General features: G+C 34.4%; 23 protein-coding genes and 1 riboswitch. Of the genes, 6 read left to right on the top strand and 17 right to left on the bottom strand.

What is annotated here, in order from left to right:
• Positions 1-114: 114 nt before the first annotated feature.
• The 11 genes from ndk to ACT2CV_RS01080 all read right to left on the bottom strand — a co-directional run bounded on the left by ndk (position 115) and on the right by ACT2CV_RS01080 (position 11,042).
• Positions 115-540 carry a nucleoside-diphosphate kinase gene (gene ndk, locus ACT2CV_RS01130; protein ID WP_464973782.1) on the bottom strand — a complete coding sequence of 142 codons (426 nt, stop codon included), beginning with the start codon at positions 538-540 and terminating at the stop codon, positions 115-117.
• Position 541: 1 nt separating this feature from the next.
• On the bottom strand, positions 542-1,843 hold the full coding sequence (gene pepB, locus ACT2CV_RS01125; protein ID WP_464973781.1) for an aminopeptidase PepB: 1,302 nt from the start codon (positions 1,841-1,843) through the stop codon (positions 542-544).
• Between the two features lie 70 nt (positions 1,844-1,913).
• Entirely contained in the window at positions 1,914-2,933 is a 1,020-nt protein-coding gene (gene rfbB / locus ACT2CV_RS01120) for a dTDP-glucose 4,6-dehydratase (RefSeq protein WP_464973780.1), read from the bottom strand.
• 3 nt (positions 2,934-2,936) lie between these two features.
• The gene (gene wbaP, locus ACT2CV_RS01115; RefSeq protein WP_464973779.1) at positions 2,937-4,358 is read right to left on the bottom strand and encodes an undecaprenyl-phosphate galactose phosphotransferase WbaP; all 1,422 of its coding nucleotides are present in this window, start codon (positions 4,356-4,358) and stop codon (positions 2,937-2,939) included.
• A 25-nt stretch (positions 4,359-4,383) separates the two neighbouring features.
• A complete protein-coding gene (locus ACT2CV_RS01110; RefSeq protein WP_464973778.1) occupies positions 4,384-5,340 on the bottom strand; it encodes a glycosyltransferase family 52 in 957 nt (318 codons plus the stop codon).
• A 5-nt stretch (positions 5,341-5,345) separates the two neighbouring features.
• Positions 5,346-6,440 carry an EpsG family protein gene (locus ACT2CV_RS01105; protein WP_464973777.1) on the bottom strand — a complete coding sequence of 365 codons (1,095 nt, stop codon included), beginning with the start codon at positions 6,438-6,440 and terminating at the stop codon, positions 5,346-5,348.
• Positions 6,440-7,321: a glycosyltransferase family 2 protein gene (locus ACT2CV_RS01100; RefSeq protein WP_464973776.1), complete on the bottom strand. Its 882-nt coding sequence runs from the start codon at positions 7,319-7,321 to the stop codon at positions 6,440-6,442. The genes ACT2CV_RS01105 and ACT2CV_RS01100 overlap by 1 nt, the downstream gene beginning before the upstream one ends.
• An 18-nt stretch (positions 7,322-7,339) precedes the next feature.
• Positions 7,340-8,086 carry a glycosyltransferase family 2 protein gene (locus tag ACT2CV_RS01095; protein WP_464973775.1) on the bottom strand — a complete coding sequence of 249 codons (747 nt, stop codon included), beginning with the start codon at positions 8,084-8,086 and terminating at the stop codon, positions 7,340-7,342.
• Positions 8,070-9,296 (bottom strand): oligosaccharide flippase family protein, encoded by a 1,227-nt coding sequence (locus ACT2CV_RS01090; protein ID WP_464973774.1) that lies wholly within the window; start codon positions 9,294-9,296, stop codon positions 8,070-8,072. The genes ACT2CV_RS01095 and ACT2CV_RS01090 overlap by 17 nt, the downstream gene beginning before the upstream one ends.
• The gene (locus ACT2CV_RS01085; RefSeq protein WP_464973773.1) at positions 9,296-9,970 is read right to left on the bottom strand and encodes an acylneuraminate cytidylyltransferase family protein; all 675 of its coding nucleotides are present in this window, start codon (positions 9,968-9,970) and stop codon (positions 9,296-9,298) included. The genes ACT2CV_RS01090 and ACT2CV_RS01085 overlap by 1 nt, the downstream gene beginning before the upstream one ends.
• A gap of 1 nt (position 9,971) precedes the next feature.
• Positions 9,972-11,042 (bottom strand): LPS O-antigen chain length determinant protein WzzB, encoded by a 1,071-nt coding sequence (locus tag ACT2CV_RS01080; RefSeq protein WP_464973772.1) that lies wholly within the window; start codon positions 11,040-11,042, stop codon positions 9,972-9,974.
• Positions 11,043-11,246: 204 nt separating this feature from the next.
• Between ACT2CV_RS01080 and ACT2CV_RS01075 the strand changes: the two genes are divergently transcribed.
• Together ACT2CV_RS01075 and ACT2CV_RS01070 are read left to right on the top strand one after the other, a co-directional pair.
• Positions 11,247-12,062, top strand: coding sequence for a DNA ligase (locus ACT2CV_RS01075; protein ID WP_464973771.1), 816 nt, complete (start codon positions 11,247-11,249; stop codon positions 12,060-12,062).
• A 42-nt stretch (positions 12,063-12,104) separates the two neighbouring features.
• Positions 12,105-12,461: a YgiW/YdeI family stress tolerance OB fold protein gene (locus ACT2CV_RS01070; protein ID WP_464973770.1), complete on the top strand. Its 357-nt coding sequence runs from the start codon at positions 12,105-12,107 to the stop codon at positions 12,459-12,461.
• Positions 12,462-12,513: 52 nt separating this feature from the next.
• Here the strand turns inward: ACT2CV_RS01070 and hpt are convergent, their stop codons facing one another.
• Together hpt and pmbA are read right to left on the bottom strand one after the other, a co-directional pair.
• Positions 12,514-13,053, bottom strand: coding sequence for a hypoxanthine phosphoribosyltransferase (hpt, locus tag ACT2CV_RS01065; protein ID WP_464973769.1), 540 nt, complete (start codon positions 13,051-13,053; stop codon positions 12,514-12,516).
• A 189-nt stretch (positions 13,054-13,242) separates the two neighbouring features.
• Entirely contained in the window at positions 13,243-14,598 is a 1,356-nt protein-coding gene (gene pmbA / locus ACT2CV_RS01060; RefSeq protein WP_464973768.1) for a metalloprotease PmbA, read from the bottom strand.
• Positions 14,599-14,714: 116 nt separating this feature from the next.
• Between pmbA and yjgA the strand changes: the two genes are divergently transcribed.
• Positions 14,715-15,248 (top strand): ribosome biogenesis factor YjgA, encoded by a 534-nt coding sequence (gene yjgA, locus ACT2CV_RS01055; RefSeq protein ID WP_464973767.1) that lies wholly within the window; start codon positions 14,715-14,717, stop codon positions 15,246-15,248.
• 29 nt (positions 15,249-15,277) lie between these two features.
• On the opposite strand, the gene ACT2CV_RS01050 is transcribed toward yjgA, so the two are convergent.
• Complete coding sequence (locus tag ACT2CV_RS01050; protein ID WP_464973766.1) at positions 15,278-16,120, bottom strand: patatin-like phospholipase family protein; 843 nt, start codon at positions 16,118-16,120, stop codon at positions 15,278-15,280.
• A gap of 121 nt (positions 16,121-16,241) precedes the next feature.
• Positions 16,242-16,338: riboswitch (TPP riboswitch) on the top strand.
• Positions 16,339-16,387: 49 nt separating this feature from the next.
• On the opposite strand from ACT2CV_RS01050, the gene thiM reads away from it, so the two are divergent.
• From thiM to thiE, 3 genes are read left to right on the top strand one after another with little or no spacing between them, the layout of a single operon-like run.
• The gene (thiM, locus tag ACT2CV_RS01045; RefSeq protein WP_464973765.1) at positions 16,388-17,185 is read left to right on the top strand and encodes a hydroxyethylthiazole kinase; all 798 of its coding nucleotides are present in this window, start codon (positions 16,388-16,390) and stop codon (positions 17,183-17,185) included.
• Entirely contained in the window at positions 17,178-17,984 is an 807-nt protein-coding gene (gene thiD / locus ACT2CV_RS01040; protein ID WP_464973764.1) for a bifunctional hydroxymethylpyrimidine kinase/phosphomethylpyrimidine kinase, read from the top strand. The genes thiM and thiD overlap by 8 nt, the downstream gene beginning before the upstream one ends.
• A complete protein-coding gene (thiE, locus tag ACT2CV_RS01035) occupies positions 17,977-18,639 on the top strand; it encodes a thiamine phosphate synthase (RefSeq protein WP_464973763.1) in 663 nt (220 codons plus the stop codon). Before thiD ends, thiE begins: the two co-directional genes overlap by 8 nt.
• A gap of 37 nt (positions 18,640-18,676) precedes the next feature.
• On the opposite strand, the gene ACT2CV_RS01030 is transcribed toward thiE, so the two are convergent.
• From ACT2CV_RS01030 to ACT2CV_RS01020, 3 genes are read right to left on the bottom strand one after another with little or no spacing between them, the layout of a single operon-like run.
• Positions 18,677-19,351 carry a M15 family metallopeptidase gene (locus ACT2CV_RS01030; RefSeq protein ID WP_464973762.1) on the bottom strand — a complete coding sequence of 225 codons (675 nt, stop codon included), beginning with the start codon at positions 19,349-19,351 and terminating at the stop codon, positions 18,677-18,679.
• Entirely contained in the window at positions 19,344-20,477 is a 1,134-nt protein-coding gene (gene dapE, locus ACT2CV_RS01025) for a succinyl-diaminopimelate desuccinylase (protein ID WP_464973761.1), read from the bottom strand. The genes ACT2CV_RS01030 and dapE overlap by 8 nt, the downstream gene beginning before the upstream one ends.
• 14 nt (positions 20,478-20,491) lie before the next feature.
• Positions 20,492-20,836 carry an ArsC family reductase gene (locus tag ACT2CV_RS01020; protein ID WP_464973760.1) on the bottom strand — a complete coding sequence of 115 codons (345 nt, stop codon included), beginning with the start codon at positions 20,834-20,836 and terminating at the stop codon, positions 20,492-20,494.
• Between the last annotated feature and the right edge of the window lie 80 nt (positions 20,837-20,916).

Here is a 20,916-nt window from a genome sequence, read left to right as displayed (position 1 = left end):
TCATTTAGAAGTATAGACGGCTATAATACAGATTTTTGAATAAATTTCAATCTTTACATAAAAAAATTCCCTAAATTAATTATTCAGGGAATAAAAAACTTGCGCTCACAGGCATTATTTTAAACAAATTTCCGATTCCACGAAGAAATAGGCAATTTCACGTTTCGCACTTTCAGGGCTATCGGAACCATGCACTGAATTACGGGTTTTAGTTTCCGCAAAATCACGACGAATCGTACCTTCTTCTGCTAATGTCGGATCAGTAACACCAATTAAAGTGCGGTAATCTTTTATCGCGTTTTCTTTCTCTAATACAGAAACCACAATGGGCGCAGAGATCATATATTGCACCAATCCCTCAAAAAAAGACTTTCCTTTGTGTTCTGCATAAAAACCTTCTGCTTGTTCTTGATTTAAATGCAACATTTTTGTCGCTGCAATACGAAAACCAGCTGATTCAAAACGCGCTAAAATCGCACCAACTAAATTACGCTCAACCGCATCTGGCTTAATGATTGAAAATGTATATTCTAATGCCATGTTATTCTCCTTTTGTTAATAATAAGTCTGCAAGAGTTTGCACGCCAATCCCTGTTGCCCCAACTGCCCATAAATCGCTCGCCGATTTGCGATAAGTGGCTGAGCAATCAATATGTAACCAATTTTGTTGATAATTTTCAACAAAGTAAGATAAAAATGCTGTTGCAGTACTTGCCCCTGCACTCACAGCCACAGAACCTGTATTTGATATATCTGCAAAAGCAGAAGAAATTTGTCCGCGATGTAGTTCTTCAAATGGTAAACGCCAAAATGGTTCTTGAGTTTGTTGAGCTGAATGTAATAAATCTTCAACCAGCAGATTGTCCATGGAAAGTACTGAGTGATAATCGTTACCGACCGCCACTTTTGCCGCACCAGTCAATGTTGCTGCATCAATAATAAATTGTGCTTGCTGCTGGCTTGCCTCAATTAAACCATCAGCTAAAACCAAACGCCCTTCAGCATCCGTATTCATTACTTCAACCGAAACATCATTTCGATACTGAATAATATCCCCTAATTTGAAGGCATTGCTACTAATCATATTTTCCGCACAGCATAAATAAAGTTTAACTCGCAGCGTCAATCCTTGTGCGATCGCTAAACCCAATGCGCCAGTCAATAAAGCAGCACCCCCCATATCAGATTTCATGCTGTCCATATTGTTGCTTGGCTTTAGGCTATAACCACCCGTATCAAAAGTAATGCCTTTGCCCACTAAACAAGCTAAAACTGGCGCAGTTTCATCGCCCGTTGGATTAAAATCAAGCTGTAACATAGCAGGCGGATTTACCGAGCCACGCCCTACAGTCCAAATACCTTGATAACCTAATTCTTTTAACTCATCGCCTTTAATGATGTTATAACTTACAACGCCTTCTTCCCAAGCCGCAGCTTGTTGTTCAATAAATTGAGCTGCTCGATTTACCAATGCTTCAGGGGTTAAGACATCAGAGGGTAAGTTAATGATTTCACGTACAAAATCAATACATTCAATTCGGCTAAATAACTCTTCGTTCTCAAATTCAGATAGTGTTGGAAAATCTACTGAGAAATCTTGTTTTGCACTATAAAAGCCTTGATAAAATGCCCAACAAAACTCCAATGACCAATTGTTTCCAGATAAATCAGCATTAGAAATTCCTTGATTACGTAACTTACGAGCTGCTTTCTGCACTAAAGTGCGGTCTTTTTTTTCGCAGTTTTGCGAACAATGAATAATCGCCTGATTATCTTGAAAACTCAGAATAGCATTTTTACCCCATTCTGCGCTGCAAGATTCAAAAGAAAGGAAAACGTTCATTTTTATCCTTAAAAATAAAAAAACAATGATTACAATATATCAGTTTCTACACGAATTGGCAGAGATAATTTTATTTTTTCCACAAGTTTGTATGATGAAGATACCACTCTACCGTTTTGCGTAAACCCGTCACCAAATTGACTTTAGGCTGCCAACCGAGTTGTTGCTGAATTTTGCTTGAATTGATGGCATACCTTTTATCATGACCTGGACGATCCGCAACATAAGTAATTAAATCTTTATATTGAACTACACCTGCTGGCTTGTTTGGCACGAATTCTTCTAATAGGTCACAAATCATATTCACCACATCAATATTAGTTTTTTCACAGTTGCTACCAATATTGTAAGTTTCACCAACTTGCCCTTTTTGCAATACAAGATAAAGCGCCTCAATATGATCTTCCACAAATAACCAATCACGAACTTGTTGTCCGCTTCCATAAATGGGTAATTTTTTTCCCTGAATAGCATTTGAAACCATCAAAGGAATGAGTTTTTCGGGATGTTGGAAAGGCCCATAATTATTCGAGCAATTAGTCAGTAAAATTGGTAAACCATAGGTTCTATGCCAAGCTCTCACTAAATGATCACTTGCGGCTTTGGATGAAGAATAGGGACTACTTGGTTGATATCGGCTTTGTTCATCAAAGGGAGCAGCATTAGGACTTAAATCACCATAAACTTCATCTGTAGAAATATGTTGAAAAATAAACCGCGCTTTTTTATCCCCATCTAAACTAGCCCAGTAATCCCGCGCAATTTCGAGCAAGTTATAAGTACCAAAAATATTAGTTTGAATAAAATCAGCAGGACCATTTATCGAGCGGTCAACATGACTCTCGGCTGCCAAATGAATAACCGCGTCAGGCTGATGTTGCGTAAAAATTCCTTGCATCACATTTCTATCGCAAATATCTTCCCGATAAAAATGATAGCGAGGAGAAACACAGACTTCATCTAATGAAGACAAATTCCCCGCATAAGTCAATTTATCAACATTAATAACAAGATGATCTGTGTTATTGATTAAATATCGAATAAAAGCAGAGCCAATAAAACCAGCTCCGCCTGTGATAAGTATTTTCATGGTTTAATAAGCACCATCTCGTTTCAAAACCACATTTACTGTTTTAAATAAGATGGCAATATCATTCCATAATGACCAGTTTTTAACATACCAAGCATCGAAATATACTCGAGTTTCATAATCTACGTCATTACGACCACTCACTTGCCATAAACCTGTCATACCTGGTTTTGCCATTAAGTAATAATCCACATCTTCTTCGTAGCGTTCTAATTCATCTTTTACAATTGGACGAGGACCAACTAAACTCATTTCCCCTTTAAGAACATTAAAGAGTTGTGGTAGCTCATCTAAACTAGTTTTACGAATAAAATGTCCGATTTTTGTAATACGAGGGTCATTTTTAAGTTTAAAATCTTTTTCCCATTCAGCACGGGCTTCAGGATCATTTGCTAAAAGTTCTTCTAAAACCTCTTTAGAATTTACCACCATAGATCTAAATTTAAGGCAATCAAATGGCTCCCCATTACGCCCAATTCTACTATGACCATAAATTGCATCACCACCATCTCGCTTAATTAAGAAATATAGCGTTAATAATACAGGTGATAACAACAGAATAATCAAAATAGAACAAACGATATCCATTGTTCTTTTTAAAATACGGGAAGATCGTTTAGCTAAATTATTATTCACCCTTAATAAAATCATTTCATAGCTAAATAAAAACGACATATTAGTACTGTATAATGGCAAACCTCTTATGGTAGGGATGACTGATATAGAACGAAACTTATTCAATGCAAGTTTACGCAACCAATGTTCTTGTAAATCGCATTCCTCATTTTCCAATGCAATAATAAATTGAGTATATCTTTGAGAGAATTTTTCTTTAAGATTAAATTCGTCCTCATTTAACACAGGAATATTAAAATGTGAGACTAATTCTTTATTTGATGATATAAAATATTTAATATCTAAACCTAAATAGGTTTCACTTCGTAGTGCAACATAGGCATCTATCGCATTTTTCGCACTACCAATTATAACGGTTTCTTTTAGATACCATTTAGCTTTTATTAAATAAAGTTTAACTGCAATTCTAGTTAGAGGAAATAATATTAAATTAATTAACCATACAGATACGAAAAGATAACGTGAAATATATAATTTGGAAAAAGCCATCACTGACAGCTCAATAATAAAGAATATCAATAATGTTCTTATTATTTCCTTTAGTTCAAACCAAAATGGTTTACGGTAAGTATAATGTCTTAATCGTATAGCAAACCAAGTAACACAAAGAGCGCCTAAAAACAAATGTAAAGAAAATACATCTAGTATTTGCGCATCTGGCAAATACACATTTATATTTCCATAAACTATCTTTAATATATATATAGCCATAAACAAGGAAAAAGAAAATGACAATATATCCGAAATAAGTAATAATAATTTACAAACTAGTTCCTTCTGCCGTCTCATATACCCTACACCTCCAACAAATCAATTATAAATTACAATTAACATCAAATATATCTACTATACCAAAACGTTCTATTAATTTAGAGTGACAATTAGTACCGTAAAAATCTATTTTTTCTTTTGGATATTGTAAAACAGCTGTAGAAAATAATGTAATCACTCGCTCAAAGTCTACTCCCAATAATTCTAAAAGCTCAGCAGGAAGAGCATCTTCAAATATGTAAGTTTGTGGAAATAAAATGCTATAATTCGTTTTTTCTCTAGGATGAGGTTTGATCACTAAAGAGGTTTTATCATATTTTTTAACTATTTTAGAGTATAAATCTACCTTTTCTTCTTCTGTTAAAACTCCATCTTCCGATAGTGGTTGAGTGAATAAAATATGCTTCTTTTGTTTTAAGATAGATAATTTCATATCATCAATATTAAAAAAACTTAATATATAATCTTTTTCCTCTGATGTTTTTTTATTCCAAAGTTCTCTAACATCAACAAAGTCGACCTTATTTTTTATAATATCAGGGATATTCTTTTTCTGTGTAAGATAAATCTTCGTTACATTTTTATATACACCAAAAGTAGGGATAGAAAACAATTTATTTTTCCAGCTACGTTGATATGATTTAGGGTCATAATTTGCCGTACCATCCTCAATCAAGATAAAAGGAAAACGCCTTAAGAAATATTTTGCTCCAATAATATGATCACTTCCATAGACAACTCTATTAACTCTACTCCCCCTATTCAATATAAAAAACGAGTATATATTTAAATAAATCGTCATAAATATACTCTCTATTATACTTTTAGGCTTCTTGACGAAAACAGTTTTCTTTCTATAATTAAGCCACTTAAGTGATTTCAAGTTAAAATCAGCAACAAACAAACCATTTTCAATAGAATCTTTCGGAAGCAACAACAGAATTAATAATAAATTCCTAAAGCCACTAACTATAAATATAAAATTATTTTTAATTACCATTTATCCTACCTATCAAATAACACATTTTTATATGGTATATGAGTATATATTTCCTTATCCTTATGATAAGTATGAATATCTTTATAAAAAATTGAAGAACCATATAATATTAAAAAAATAAAAATAAATGGTTTTAACTTTATATCCTTGCTTAATAACCCCCCAAAATAGATCAAGTAAAAAACAAGAAAAATAGCTGATATTCTACCTGCCAAAACTCCTACATTAGAAAAAATAAAATAGGTTATTGGATAAAACAATATAAGTTGTATAATTTTATCTTGAAATAGATTTCTATAGAACAAGGCTATAGATATAATAATGAATCTCTGTAAATACGCAACAAACCCTATTGTTAGGCTTGGATCATGCTTAATAAAATAATAAAGGTGAACTCTTTTTACTAAAGAGCTATCCCCAAAATATAAAAATAAAAACTCGATAAATTTACCAACCAAATCAAAATAAGAAATCAAAAACGACAATACTATTAATACTATTAGAAATGACACCTTTCTAAAAATTGTAATTCTAACAAGAAAATATAGAGGCAACAACAACAAAGATACCTTATGGAATAGAAAACCAACAAGAACCCAAAAAGAGTATTTATATAAATTCCCATTTAATAAATTTTTAGAGTTATACAGAAATATAACCATAGCCATTGCTTGCCTATATGCTTCTATAGCATAAATCGGAAGTATAAAACAATAAAACAAAAATAACTGAATATTGTAATTTGAATAATTTTTAATACCTTTATATAAAAAATAAAATAGTATAAAATTATAAATAAGTAGAAAAATAGCATAATCTGGAGTAAAGGACTTTATTAACGATTCTAGAAGTAAATAACCCCATTCTATACTATGCTGATTATACAGAAAATAATCTAACGATAGATCCCATATAGGATAAGCATTATCAAATAAATTCTCATACTGAAAATAATCCACTCCAACCCCATATCTTAGGGTAGCTAATAGAAAAACAAAAAAGAAATGGACATTAAATATAATATTTTTTATACGGCTATTATATAAATCAAATATAGAACCTAAAATTAAGAGCAGCAAAATAAAAATATATATACTCATTAATAGTACACCCTACTTCTTAATTTCTTCATTCTTAACAATGTTTTTTCTGATATTGTGTTTCTAGTAATTTTTTTCACTTCATTAAGAACTGTAACTATCTTAAACAAACTACCTTTCATCCTTAATAAATAGAATAAACTCCAAAATATATTTGAAGTAATTCTATATTTGAATGGCATATAACGATTAAGAACAACTAGTTGATTACGATAGCGATAAAAATTTTCTTCTTCTTTTTTCATACGACCATAAGGAGAAACTTTATGATAAATAACAATATCACTTACATATAAAATATCATATCCAGCTTCCAATATTCTAAAAGAGAGGTCTCTTTCTTCACCACCATATTTACCTAAATCATTCGGATAAAGCCCTACTTGATTATAAACATCTTTTCTTATTGCATGACCTGCTCCAATATAGTAATAAGTAAGCATATTCTTAGAAAAATCAAGATTTTTATTACCATGAGGGATTTCATGACGAAGACTTTCTCTTGAATAAAAGTTCTTTATATTAAAAGCCAAAGCTCCAACATTTCTATTTTCAGAAAAGTAACTTTCAACTTTATTAACTAACTGAGTAATATTATCAATTTCAATATCATCGTCTAACGTAATTAATATATCTCCTCTAGATTTTTCAATTAAATAGTTTCTTCCTTCAGCAACACCATAGTTAACTCCATCTTGAAAATAAATAAATCTAATATTAGAATTTGATATTAACTCTTTCACTGCAGCTTCTAAAGCATTACTAGGATTATTATCAAGTAATAGTAATTCTATATCTTCACCTTGATATTGGTTTATACATTTTAAGGTTTCAAATAATTCTTCTTTGCGTCCATAAGTAATGATTATGATTGAAATCATAAAACTCCCCTAAGAAAATCAACGATATTTCATAAAACCATTATAAGCATAATGGATAAAATAATAACAAGATCTAACTACCCCTAACTTCTGATGTTTGTGATAAATATCCCAAGTCCAAACCGCACTTTTTATTTTATTTGAAGATACACTGACACCGCTTCCAATGCGGCAATATGAATCAATAGATGAATGATCTGTTAAAGAATAATTTGTTCGTTTTAAACATTCCAAGAAAAATGCATAATCTTCATGTTTGATATTCTCAAATCGATGATTTCCTATTAAATCTTTTGATAACATCATTGACATTGTTTTAAACTGATTACCTTTTAACAAACAAAAGTAATCTATCTTAGGAGTAACATTGATGGATTTGATAATATTACCTTCTAGATCACAAAAATGATAATTACCATGACTAATTTGGAGATTATTATCAATCATAAATCTTAGTTGATTTTCTAAGTGTTGTTTAGACCAGAAATCATCACTATCTAAGAAAGTAATATAATCACCTGTAGCATTATCTAATCCTACATTTCTAGTCAATGCTGGACCTAAATTATTTTTATTTTTAAATAATTTAATACGAAAATCAAAAAGATATTTGGATATAATATCAACACTTGTATCTTTAGAACAATCATCGATTAAAATTAATTCCCAATTAGTATGAGTCTGTGATAATACTGATTCAATACATTGTTGAATATACTTTTCCGAATTATATACTGGAGTAATAATACTAATTAATGGTTCCATTATCATAACCTCTATTAACTCTTATTGTCACCATATATAAAATAGGTAGCATAGATACAGCTCCGATTATACTCGCATAAGGAATATATTTAACACCAATATCTGTGAAAAACAACAAACACACTAGATATATCATTGTAGATAACACAGAACAAAAAGATATCATTTTATTTTTACCATAGTAAAATAAATAATTTACTAATATAAGATATGGAATAACTAAAATTGAAGATATAAGAAACATAATAAAATAATATTTAACACCTTCAAACTTATCTCCTAGAATCCATAATATCCATTGTTCTGGAATAAAATATGAAATCAATATTGGAAATGGCATTAGGAAAAAAGACAAAAATACTAATTTATGCAGTTTATTTAATGTTAATTTATTCTTTTTTAGGCTATCAAATAAATATGGCACTAGAGCTTTGTTAACTGACATAATAAGAACTGTCAGAATTGTGGCCAATTGAGCACCCATTGCATATAATCCCAACTCACTTTCTGAAAATTTATGGTAGATGAACATACGATCTACTTGCCCCTTAAGAAAGAAACTTACATGGTGAAATAATAAAGGGAAACCAAAGCCAACCAAATAAAGGAAATATTTCTTATATTTTATATAACTCAGTATTTTCCTTGTTTTCATTTCCTTTTTATAAAAGAAATACGAAATTAAGCATACAATGATATTAGCAAATAACATGGCTAATATTCTCTTTTCTACTAAATTAGTATCATAAAACTCTAGCATTATAACTGTTGTAATAGCTAATGCAATTGCTGACATAAATTGAATAACTGTATAAGAGATAGCCTTTTTCTGACATTGCCTAACAGAAAGTTGAACAGATAAAATAGACTGAAATACAGCTATCCAAACAGTATAAAAAAGAATTTCAGAATGAACTAGATAAGCGATAATAGAAAGAAATATTCCTAAGGTAATTGTATAACTATATCCTGTTTTTAAAACCAAATCTAAAGAACGTTTACCATAGAAATAGAAATAGCGAGCGATAGCACCATCTTGACTTAAACCTAACACTATGGCAAATAGTGAGATATAAGTCTGGAAATAACTTAATTCCCCAAACCCTTCTACTCCCAGCTTTCGAGAAAGATAAGGCAATAACAAAAATGGCATTGCCTTTGAGATTAGTTCTCCAATTAAATAAATAGCACTATCTTTGATTGCTTTCATTAATGTTCATTCTTAATTAAATTTTCTGCAATCTGCAGATCTAATGTCGAATCAATATCAATTGAACGATACGTTGGCATTAAATAAAAACGAATAGGCGAAATAAAGAAACATTTTTCTTTTAATAATGATGCAATATTATTAATATAAATCGCACCATTCGCTCGATAGGCTTTAGGTAGCCGTTGGCGTGGAGCCTCAAAATCACGTAGTTCTCGGCAAGGCATAATTTCATCGCCATCCATTGTGAAAGCCTTATATGGATGGTGTTCGCATTCACAGGCTGAAACAACAGATTTACAATGCCCACCTAAGAATATCTCCATGGCATTTCGAATATCTAGTGAGGTTCTTAAAGGACTTGTTGGTTGGAATAAAGCAATAGTCCCATCTTTAATACCTAATTCCAATAAACAATGGATTATTGTATCGATAGTCCGTGTATCACTTTGAGCTAATTCTACCGGGCGTAAAAACGGCATGGCTCCATATTTCTCTGCCTCTAATAATATTTCCTTTCCATCAGAAGTGACAACAATTTGATCAAACACGCCTGATTCTTTGGCGGCTAAAATCGCTCGACCGACTAGGGAAATACCGCCAACAGATTGTAAATTCTTATTTTTAATACCTTGTGAACCTGCTCTAGCAGGAATAATTGCAATTCTAGTCATATTATTTCTTTCTCAAAAAGTTAACCATTAAAACTAAAAAGCTTGATAAAATAAAACCAACAATACAACCAATTAATAAAATTAATGCTTTTTTCGGTTTATCCTTAATCACAGGATAATCAGGCGAACTTAAATAACTAAAGGCATTTAAATTTGCATCTTTCGTTTTTGCTGCTAGTCCATTCAATGCTCTTAATTGTGTTTGAATAGCGAGATATTCAGAAGGATACACAATAGGCTTTGCTTTTTCCATATCAATCTTCGCATTGACATATTGTTCCCCTAACACAAACAACTTAAAATCATCGTCTAATACCATTTCTGCTGAATTGTTTGACTCTGTTTTTGAACTCAATGTTGGTGATAAATCTTTGATGTCAGATTTTTTCATTGTATCCAAGATAACAGTAAGTTTTTCTAATTCAGCAGCTTTTTGATTTTTTAATTCTTCCTCTATTTTTTTAAGGGAAAATTCTAAATCAGCAATCTTTTGAGTTACCATCACATTGAAATCGTGTAACTGAGATTGACTTGCTTTAGCATTGATATGCTCAATAAATAATTTCAATGTATTTTGGGCTAATTCAGGGGTTTCTGCACTAAAACCAAAACGTTTACCGATGGCATTAGGATCTTTCTTAGGATCTGGAGTAGAAATACTAATATTTTCTCTTGCTAATATATTTAGTATTCTACGCTGAGCTTGTGTATCTTTACCTTCAGATAGTTGTTTATAAACTTCTGTTTGCACTAACATTCTTTCTCTTTCATCTAAAGAAAGAGAGAATCGCCCAAACTTTTCATATAATTCATCCGATAATTTATTGACATCTAGTTGGTTATCTATGATTCGTTCATATTCTTTTCGTAAGGCTAAATAACTGCCCATATCTGTTATGCTAGGTTTAATGATTTCAGTTCTTGATGTCCATTGCTCTTTCGCCGTAAACGCATAGGCTGCGGCTAATGCAGTACAAACAAAAGTTGATAAGATAATCCACCATTTTTTGTCCCATAACATTCTAATTAACTCAAGTAAATCAATCTCATCATTATTTACTTTTTCAGACATAAGTTCCTCACATAAAAAGACAATATCATTGATTTCAATTATACGTTCCTACCCCATACTATGCAAACATAAAAATATCTAAAACCAACTGCACTTTCAACCTAAAAACACTTTATTTTGTGAATTAGATTCCAAATTCATGACCACAAATTTGTTTTCTTTGTCGTTATGGATATGCTCAAGAAAAGCAAGGAGAGATTGACGATGAAATGGCTTAATATTATTTTTCTGAATATCCTATTTGTGCTTACCAGCTATGCAAGTTTGCCTGATTTAATGCTTGTTTCTACTTATCAAAACCAAGATTTATCTGGTTGGGTAATGAGTGAGAAATTAGATGGAGTGAGAGGTTATTGGGACGGTAAGCACTTGTACACACGCAATAAAAAGCAATTATTTCCACCGCACTATTTCACCAAGTACTTTCCCTCTTTTGCCATTGATGGTGAGCTGTTCAGTGAACGAAATCAATTCGAGAAAATCTCGTCTATTGTGCGTTCACAAAACGATACAGGTTGGGAAAATTTAACTTTACATGTGTTTGACGTCCCTCACGCAGATGGCAATTTATTTGAACGTTTAAAAACATTAGAAGATTATTTAGCCCAACATCCCATGCCTTATATAAAAATTATTCCACAAATTCCGATTAAAAATTCACAACAAGTGCAAGAATTTTTAAAAAACATAGAAGAAATGAAAGGTGAAGGCGTCATTTTGCGAGATCCACAAGCAGCTTATGAGTGGGGAATTCGCAGTCATAAAATTTTAAAATTAAAGACCGCACTTGATGAAGAATGTACGGTGGTTGCTCATCATAAAGGAAAAGGACAATTTGAAAATTTTATGGGATCACTCACTTGTGAAAATCATCGAGGTCAATTCAAAATTGGCTCTGGATTTAATTTAGCAGAAAAAAAAACGCCACCAGCTATTGGCTCCATCATTACATATAAATATCGAGGATTAACTAAAGATGGAAAACCGCGTTTTGCAACCTATTGGCGAGAAAGAAAATAACTTAATTCCCTCTTCTTATAAGAAATTTCACAAGGAGCAAACATGAAAAAATGTATTTGTTTTATGTTGTTACTGGCGCTTAGTGTAATATCAGGTTGTGTAACCCAACCGACACTGATGTTTGGTGATACTAGTCAGCGTCAGCTCAGTATCACTGAAGTGAAAAAGTTGCACAATGGCAGTTACATTAGTTTACAAGGCTATATTGTTGAGCAACTGAATCATCAAGAATATCAATTCAAGGATCTTACTGAAGATAAGATTAAAATTGAAATTGCAGACCATGTATGGAATGGGTTATCGGTAAGCTATAAAGATAAAATTAACATTCGAGGTAAACTAGATAAATCATTTGGCATAAGCGAAATTGATGTTTTGCACATTGAAAAAGTACAATAGATACTCATAAAAGTGCGGTGTAAAATTCAGTGATTTTACACCGCACTTTGCTTTATTCTTCCAAGACCACTTTGCCAATAAAGCCTAGGTTACGATGACGTTGTGCGTAATCTATGCCATATCCAACAACAAATTCATCTGGAATTGGGAATCCAATCCAATTAACTGGCACTTCCACTTCTCGACGAGATGGCTTGTCCAATAAAGTACAAATCGCTAAGCTGGCTGGCTCACGTAACAATAAAATTTGGCGAACTTTTTCTAAGGTATATCCTGTATCAATAATATCTTCTACGATAAGAACATGCTCATTTTTAATATCGCCTTCCAGATCCTGACTGATTTTGACATCATGATTTGTTGTCATGCCTGTGCCATAACTTGAAGTTGTCATAAACTCAATTTCAACAGACAATTTAATTTCTCTTACCAAATCTGCCATAAACATAAATGAACCACGCAACAAGCCAACGACAATTAACTTATCTATTTGTTTTTGTTGGTAATAGGTTGTAATTTCTTGTCCTAGTGCCTGAATTCGCTCTTTGACATCTTGTTCTGAAATAAGGACATCAACATGATGTTTTTTCATAATAATTCCTTTGTGTTAAAAAAGTAGTGCAATCATAACAAAAAAAGACCGAAGTTGTAACACTTCGGTCTTTTATACCCTAACGAATCTACTTTCTACCCTACCTGTTTAGCTATCTACGCCCTAACAGATGGGAGCATTTTAATTGAAATGGAATAATTTTGTCAATAAGAATTATTCTCATTTAAATTAATTACCTGAAATTTTCATTTCTTCTAATAAAATTGAGCCTGTTTGAATGTTAGAACGATGTTCAATATCATCGCCGACTGCAACTATGTTGCGTAACATGGATTTTAAATTGCCCGCAATGGTAATTTCGGAAACAGGGTATTGGATTTTGCCATTCTCAACCCAGAAACCTGAGGCACCACGACTATAATCGCCTGTCACCATATTAATACTCTGCCCCATCAAATCAGTCACTAACAGTCCAGTTCCCATTTGTCGTAAAAGTGCGGTTAAATTTCCTTGAGAATTTGGTTTCACCAGCCAGTTATGAATTCCACCCGCATGCCCCGTTGTTTGCATCCCCAATTTTTTAGCACTGTAACTCGTTAATAAATAGGTTTGCAAAATACCTTGCTTGATAATATCTAACGACTTTGTCCGCACGCCTTCACTATCAAATGGAGTGGAGGCTAAACGCCCCAACAAGTGCGGTCTTTCGTTGATTTCAAACCAATCAGGTAACACTTGTTGACCTAATTGATCCAATAAAAAGCTATTTTTACGATACAGGCTGCCACCACTCACTGCCGCCGCTAAATGCCCAATTAATCCTGTTGCAACATCATTTAAAAAGATCACTGGGCTTTGTTGCGTCACGATTTTTTGTGGATTTAAGCGTTTAATAGCTTTCTCTGCGGCATTTTTTCCTACCCATTCAGGCAATTCAAGTTGGTTAAAATTGCGTGAAATACTGTATTCATAATCACTTTCTAACTGTTCATCTTCACCAGCAAGAATAGAACAAGAAATAGAATAACGGCTTGATAAATAGCTTTGTAACATGCCATAGCTGTTGCCATATACGCGGATGCCAGAATGAGAATTAAACGCTGCACCATTGCTATTCACGATACGTTCATCAAATTCCAATGCTGCCGTTTCTGCTTGTAATGCTAATTCAGTCGCACGATCAACATCCACTTCTGTCGGATGATACAAATCTAAATCAGGCGCTCCAAATGCCATTAATTCTTCAGGTGCCAGTCCAGCACAATCATCAGGCGAAGTATAACGTGCTATGGCTAATGCAGCTTCTACTGTATTTTTTATGGCTTCAGGGCTTAAATCTGAAGTAGAGGCATTACCTTTCTGTTGACCTAAATAAACCGAAATACCCAAAGCGCCATCATTGTTAAATTCTACATTTTCAATTTCTTGTAAACGAGTAGAAACCGATAAACCATTGACTTTGGTCACTGCGACTTCTGCTGTTGCCCCTGCTTGCTGAGCAATTTCAACGGCATAACTCACCGCATGACGTAATTCTTGTTCTTGTTGTTTTAAAAGTGCGGTGGAATTCTGTTCAGTTTTCATTATTTACCTTTTTATTCAATCTCATCCAATGTCCTAAGTTTGTGGCATTTTAGCTTATTTGCTACAATGTCGCAAAATTAAGAAACATAGCGCCAAGCAATCAAACAGGATAAAAAATGAAAAAGCGTGGAAAAAAAGTCGACTTAGATTGGACTGATGATCAAGAAGAAATTATTTGGGTAAGTAAAAGTGAAATTAAACGTGATGCGGAAGATTTAAAAAAGTTAGGGGCAAAAATCGTTGAACTGACACAAACGAATTTAGAAAAAATTCCCTTAGATGAAACCCTATTAGATGCCATTAATTTAGCTCGTCGTTCTGAACGTGAAGCAAAACGTCGCCAACTACAATTTATTGGTAAATTGTTGCGTTCTATGGATGTGGAGCCAATCAAAGAAGCGTTAGAAAAAATTGAAAATAAACATAATCAACAACAAGCCATGTTGCATAAATTGGAATTATTGCGAGAGGAATTGATCGAGTACAATAACGAGGATTTAGCGGCTTTTTTTGAGCAATATCCACAAGCAGATCGCCAGCATTTGCGCAATTTGATTCGTTCAGCTAAAAAAGAAAAAGAGCAAAATAAACCAGCAAAAGCCTATCGTGAGATTTTCCAATATTTAAAAGAATTAATCTTAACTGACTAAATAAAATCCCCGCTATTGCGGGGATTTTTTTAATTGGTTAAATAAGCTTTCAACCCAGCCAATTCATTTTTTGCATCTGCCATACCCAAATCATACATTTTTTGAATCATTTTCGGATCTTTTTCCAATCTACTAATATTAATAGTTTGTGAAGGACGAATTACATAAATTTGTTTTTTATTATTGAGATCAATAATTTGTTCTACGGTCTGGTTGTATTCTAAGTAACGATTTTGCCAGCGTTCGATTAGTTTAGGGTATTTTTTATACATTAATTTAAACAACCACATTGAACTTGGTGTTTTGCGATAATCCAAAGGACGAGTTAACACGACAATCACTTTGTCATAGCCTAATTCAAAGCACTTTTGAATGGGAATACTGTCTGAAATACCTCCATCTAAATATTTTTTACCATTGATTTCTACTATTTTCGATACAAAAGGCATCGCCGAAGTCGCTCGGAAATACTCCATTTCCTTGAACACATCTTGAATTTTCACATATTCTGCTTCCCCCGTTTCAACATTCGTCAAAGTAAGCCAAAAATCAGTGTGGGATTGTAAAAAAGCGTCTTGATCAAAAGGGTCTAATTCAAAAGGTAATTGGTAAAAAGCGAAATCGCGATTCACAATATTTCCTGTCGTCAACAAACTATGCAACCCCATATAGCGTTTATCATTCAAATATTGTAGGTTGTAACGCAACACTCGCCCTTGCTGCTTTGAAGGATAATTAATACCAAATAATGCCCCCGCAGACACACCCACTATTCCATCAATATGCACTTGCTGTTGCATAAATACATCAAGCACGCCCGCAGTGAAAATGCCACGCATAGCGCCACCTTCAAGTACTAAACCTACCTTCATGCTGTTCCTCTTTTATTCTTAATAATCAAAAACATCTTCATTTTACACCGCACTTTTGTGTGATCAATATCACAGTTATTACTTTTTATCTTTGTTTTTTTGTTTTAATAAATTAGACTACCAAGGTTAGTCGGGGTGCTATCTACTAAATGGCTGAGATTATACCCGTAAAACCTGATACAGCTAATACTGGCGTAGGGAACTAATTTTTCTTTTTTACCGCTCCATTATTGCGTATCTTTCTTGTCGTTTTAATTAGGAAATTATATGCAGTTCAATTACTTAAATCTTGTTCGCGAACAAAACCCACTTATTCATTGTATCACCAATATTGTTGTCACCAATTTTTCTGCTAACGGTTTACTCGCTTTAGGCGCTTCGCCTTTTATGTCAACCATGCCCGAAGAAGTAGAAGAAATTCAAAATTTTGCAGGAGCATTATTGATTAATATCGGTACGATTAATAAGCTTGATGTTGAAGCAATGATACTCGCGGGTCAAGTAGCAAATAGAACTGGCGTTCCAGTGGTGTTAGATCCTGTTGGAGCAGGAGCAACTACTTATCGTCGTCAAGTCGTACAACAGATTTTAGATAAAGTTAAAGTATCCGCCATTCGAGGCAATGTCAGCGAAGTGGCATTTTTAGCGGGCGTAGAATGGGAAAGCAAAGGCGTTGACGCGGGTCAAGGCGAAGGAAATATTGCAGAAATTGCGCTAGCTGCTGCGCAAAAATATCAATGCATTGTTGCGGTTAGCGGCGAAATTGATTATATCAGCGATGGAAAACAAGTCGCGAAAATTGCCAATGGTACCGATTTATTTCCAAAAGTCACTGGTTCAGGATGTTTGTTAGGCGCTGTTGTTGGTGCTTTCTTAGCTGTAGCAGAAAAAGACGATTATTTTTCAGCTTGTGTTGAGGCTTGCACAACTTATGCTGTCGCTGGCGAATTAGCCGCTGCAGGTTTAACGACCGAAGTAGGTAGTTTCGCAGTAGAGTTTTTAAACAAATTGTCTTGTATCACAACAGAAGACATCACCAAGATTTCAAAGGTAAATTATGAATAATATTCCTCAAGCACTGACAATTGCAGGTTCGGATAGCGGCGGAGGCGCTGGTATTCAAGCGGATTTAAAAACCTTCCAAATGCGCAATGTGTTTGGTACAAGTGCAATTACGGCCATTACCATACAAAATACCATGGGCGTTTTTGGAATTGCGCCCATTCCCCTTGATGCAATTGCCGCACAAATTCGTGTAGTTGCCGAAGATTTCAATATCAATGCGGTAAAAATCGGTATGTTAGGCAATGCTGAAATTATTGAAACAGTGGCACAAAGTTTGGATACTCACAACTTTCCAGTAGTTGTGCTCGATCCTGTTATGGTAGCGAAAGGCTCAGAGCCTTTATTAGAAAAACAAGCGATTCAAGCGCTAAAACAATATATGCTACCCAAAGCACATGTGCTGACACCAAATTTACCTGAAGCTGAAGCATTAACAGGTATTAAAATTCATGATCACAAAAGCGCAGAAAAAGCCGCTCGTTTATTACAAGAGTTTGGCGTGGAAACCGTTGTGATTAAAGGTGGACACAGTGTAGATTCTCAAAGTGCGGTCTGTTTAGATTATGTTTTCACCCCAAACAAACAATTCTGCTTAGAAGCAAAACGCTTCCCAACGAAACACACTCATGGTACAGGCTGCACTTTCTCTGCTTGCATTGCCGCGGAATTAGCTAAAAGTAATAGCATAGAACAAGCTATTCGAACAGCCAAAGCATTTATAACTGCGGCAATTAGCAACCCGTTAAATATCGGACATGGTCATGGACCAACAAACCATTGGGCTTATAAAGATGAATAATATCAAACAAATGCTATCGGTGTATTTTATTGCAGGAACACAAGATTGTCGCCATTTAGCTGGCGATCCTTGCCAGAATCTATTGCACGTATTAAAACAAGCATTGGAAGCAGGAATCACTTGCTTTCAATTCAGGGATAAAGGCGAAGATTCACTGATCTCACAGCCCGAACAGCAAAAAATATTGGCAAAACAATGCTTGGAGTTATGCCGCCAATATAAAGTGCCCTTTATTGTTAATGATGATGTGGAATTGGCAATGGAAATCGGTGCGGATGGCATTCATGTGGGTCAACAAGATATGGCAGTCAGCGAGCTATTAAAACGCACCAATGGCAAATTTATTGTTGGCTTATCCACCAATAACCTTGAACAAATTCAAGACGCACAACAACTAGAGGACATTGATTATATTGGGGTAGGCCCTATTTTTGCGACAGCATCAAAAGCAGATCATTCCCAACCCATTGGTATAGAAGGTATTGAGCAACTTAAAAAAATTCCGCTTAATAAACCTTTCGTGGCAATCGGTGGCATTACCACAGAATCCGCGCCTCAACTGAAACAACTTGGTGCTGATGGCGTAGCGGTGATTTCAGCCATCACTCAAGCACAGAATATCAAAAGTGCGGTGCAAAAATTAAAAGAATTTTAAGTATATAAAAGGCATCCTAAGATGCCTTTTACTGTTCTTATAAACAAAAACGCGCGAATATTTCCTCAATGCGTTCAATCAAAATCGCTTTCGCCGCAACCTGTTCATTTTCCCAAGCGCTCATCAAAATTTCTGGGCTAAATTGCTGTTGCAATGGCTCCGCAATAGGAAAATAGCTTAAATGCCAAGGCTCTAAGCCAATTTCTTTATCTTCTTGTTCTAAAAAAGGAAAATAAAAACCAAATTGTTCTGCATTAACTAATAACCAATTAGTTAAACGTTGAAAATAGCCACCTGTTTGATATTCCCAAGGCTCAAGTTGCAATTGTTGGCCATCGGGAAGCAAATCAGGATCAAAAATATCAATTTCCGTTCCCCAATGATGACGACTAGCACCTGGCATTGCCGACCAGCGTAAAATGGCTTGGCATCTTTGCCAATCATCTAAACAGCTCAAATCAATCGCTATTCCTTTATCATCATGCACTTTCCGTTCGCCACAAAATTTGCTATTCCAAATCAGTTGTTGGCGTGCAAAATCGCGATAAGTGCTGGCGGGTTGCAAATTAAATCCCGCTTGTTTTGCTGCCTGCTGCATAGCTACAAAAGCAGATACCACTTCTGCTTGCAAAAAATAGTTAGGCGAAAGCTCGTTTGGTAACGCCAACAAATGTTCACGACTTTTACCTGTGAGAATTAACTGATTATTCATTGAGTAACTGTTCTAAAATTTGATAATAAATCTCACCGCACTTTTCTAAATCATCTATGTTTACACACTCATTCACTTTGTGAATAGTATGATTTAGCGGTCCAAATTCAATCACTTCTGTTCCCATTTGTGCGATAAAACGTGCATCTGAAGTGCCGCCACCTGTATCTAACTGCGGTGTAATTTCAGCGACTTTTTTGACTGCCTGTATTGCTGTTTCCACCAACAGTCCTTTCTCTGTTAAAAAAGGTTTTCCCGACAAATTCCACTCAATTCGGTATTTTAATCCGTATTTTTGCAACATTTCAGTGACTTTTGTTTTAATGATTTCATCCGTCACTTCGGTGCAATAACGTAAATTGAACTGTACATAAAGTTCACCAGGGATCACATTATTACTGCCTGTTCCTGCTTGAATATTCGCAATTTGTAAGCTAGTTGGTGGGAAAAAATCGTTGCCTTTATCCCATTGATAAGTGGTTAGTTCTTGTAAAAAGGCAAGGGATTTATGCACTGGATTTTCGGCTAAATGCGGATAAGCAACATGCCCTTGAATGCCTTGAATGTAAAGATTTGCAGTGATTGAGCCTCGACGACCATTTTTTATGGTATCGCCAAATTGCTTCGCACTTGATGGCTCACCAACCACACAATAATCCACTTTTTCCTGACGAGCCATTAAGGTTTCCACCACTTTGACCGTTCCATCTTTCGCAGCCGCCTCTTCGTCAGAAGTAATCAGTAATGCGATTTTGCCTTTATGATCTGGATAATTTTTAACAAAGGTTTCTGCTGCCACGACCATTGCTGCAAGCGCACCTTTCATATCAGCTGCCCCTCGTCCATAAAGCATATCGTCCACAATCTCAGCTGCAAATGGCGGATGTTGCCATGCACTTTCATCACCAACTGGCACCACATCTGTATGCCCGGCAAAAGCAATGCAAGGTTCGCCTTGACCATGCGTTGCCCATAAATTAAGAGTGTCACCAAAAGGCAACCATTCTAGCTGAAAACCAATAGCTTCCAATTTTTCCCCAATAAGTTGCTGACAATCTTGATCATTTGGGCTAATCGATTTTCTCTGAATTAATGCTTGAGCTAAGTCAAGAATATTCTGTTTCATTTTGCACCGCACTTTTAAGCAAAAGCCGCTTCATATTGCTTCACATCAAAACCCATTAATGCTTTACCATCTTGTAAAATAATAGGGCGTTTAATCAAGGTCGGTTGCTCAGTTAACACTTTTAGCGCGCTTTCACGATTAAGGTTATTTTTAATTTCCTCAGACAAATTACGCCAAGTGGTGCTGCGTTTGTTGACTAAACTTTCCCAACCAAATTGGCTTTCCGCTTGCAACAGCCAAGCTTCATCTAATCCATTTACACGAAAATCATGTAGTTGATGTTCAATATTATTATCAGCCAACCATTTCAATGCTTTCTTTACAGTATCGCAATTTTTAATGCCATAAACGGTGATCATATTACATTCCTTTATTACAAATTATGTGGGTTAGTATAGCGACAAAAATAAAGTGCGGTCAAAATTTTCCTTTTTTTGAC

It is taken from the genome of Reella acinonychis (genome assembly GCF_052384575.1).
Taxonomy (GTDB): Bacteria; Pseudomonadota; Gammaproteobacteria; order Enterobacterales; family Pasteurellaceae; genus JBQSUQ01.
Note: the sequence above shows the minus strand (reverse complement) of the source record. Positions and strands in the feature narration are given on the sequence as shown.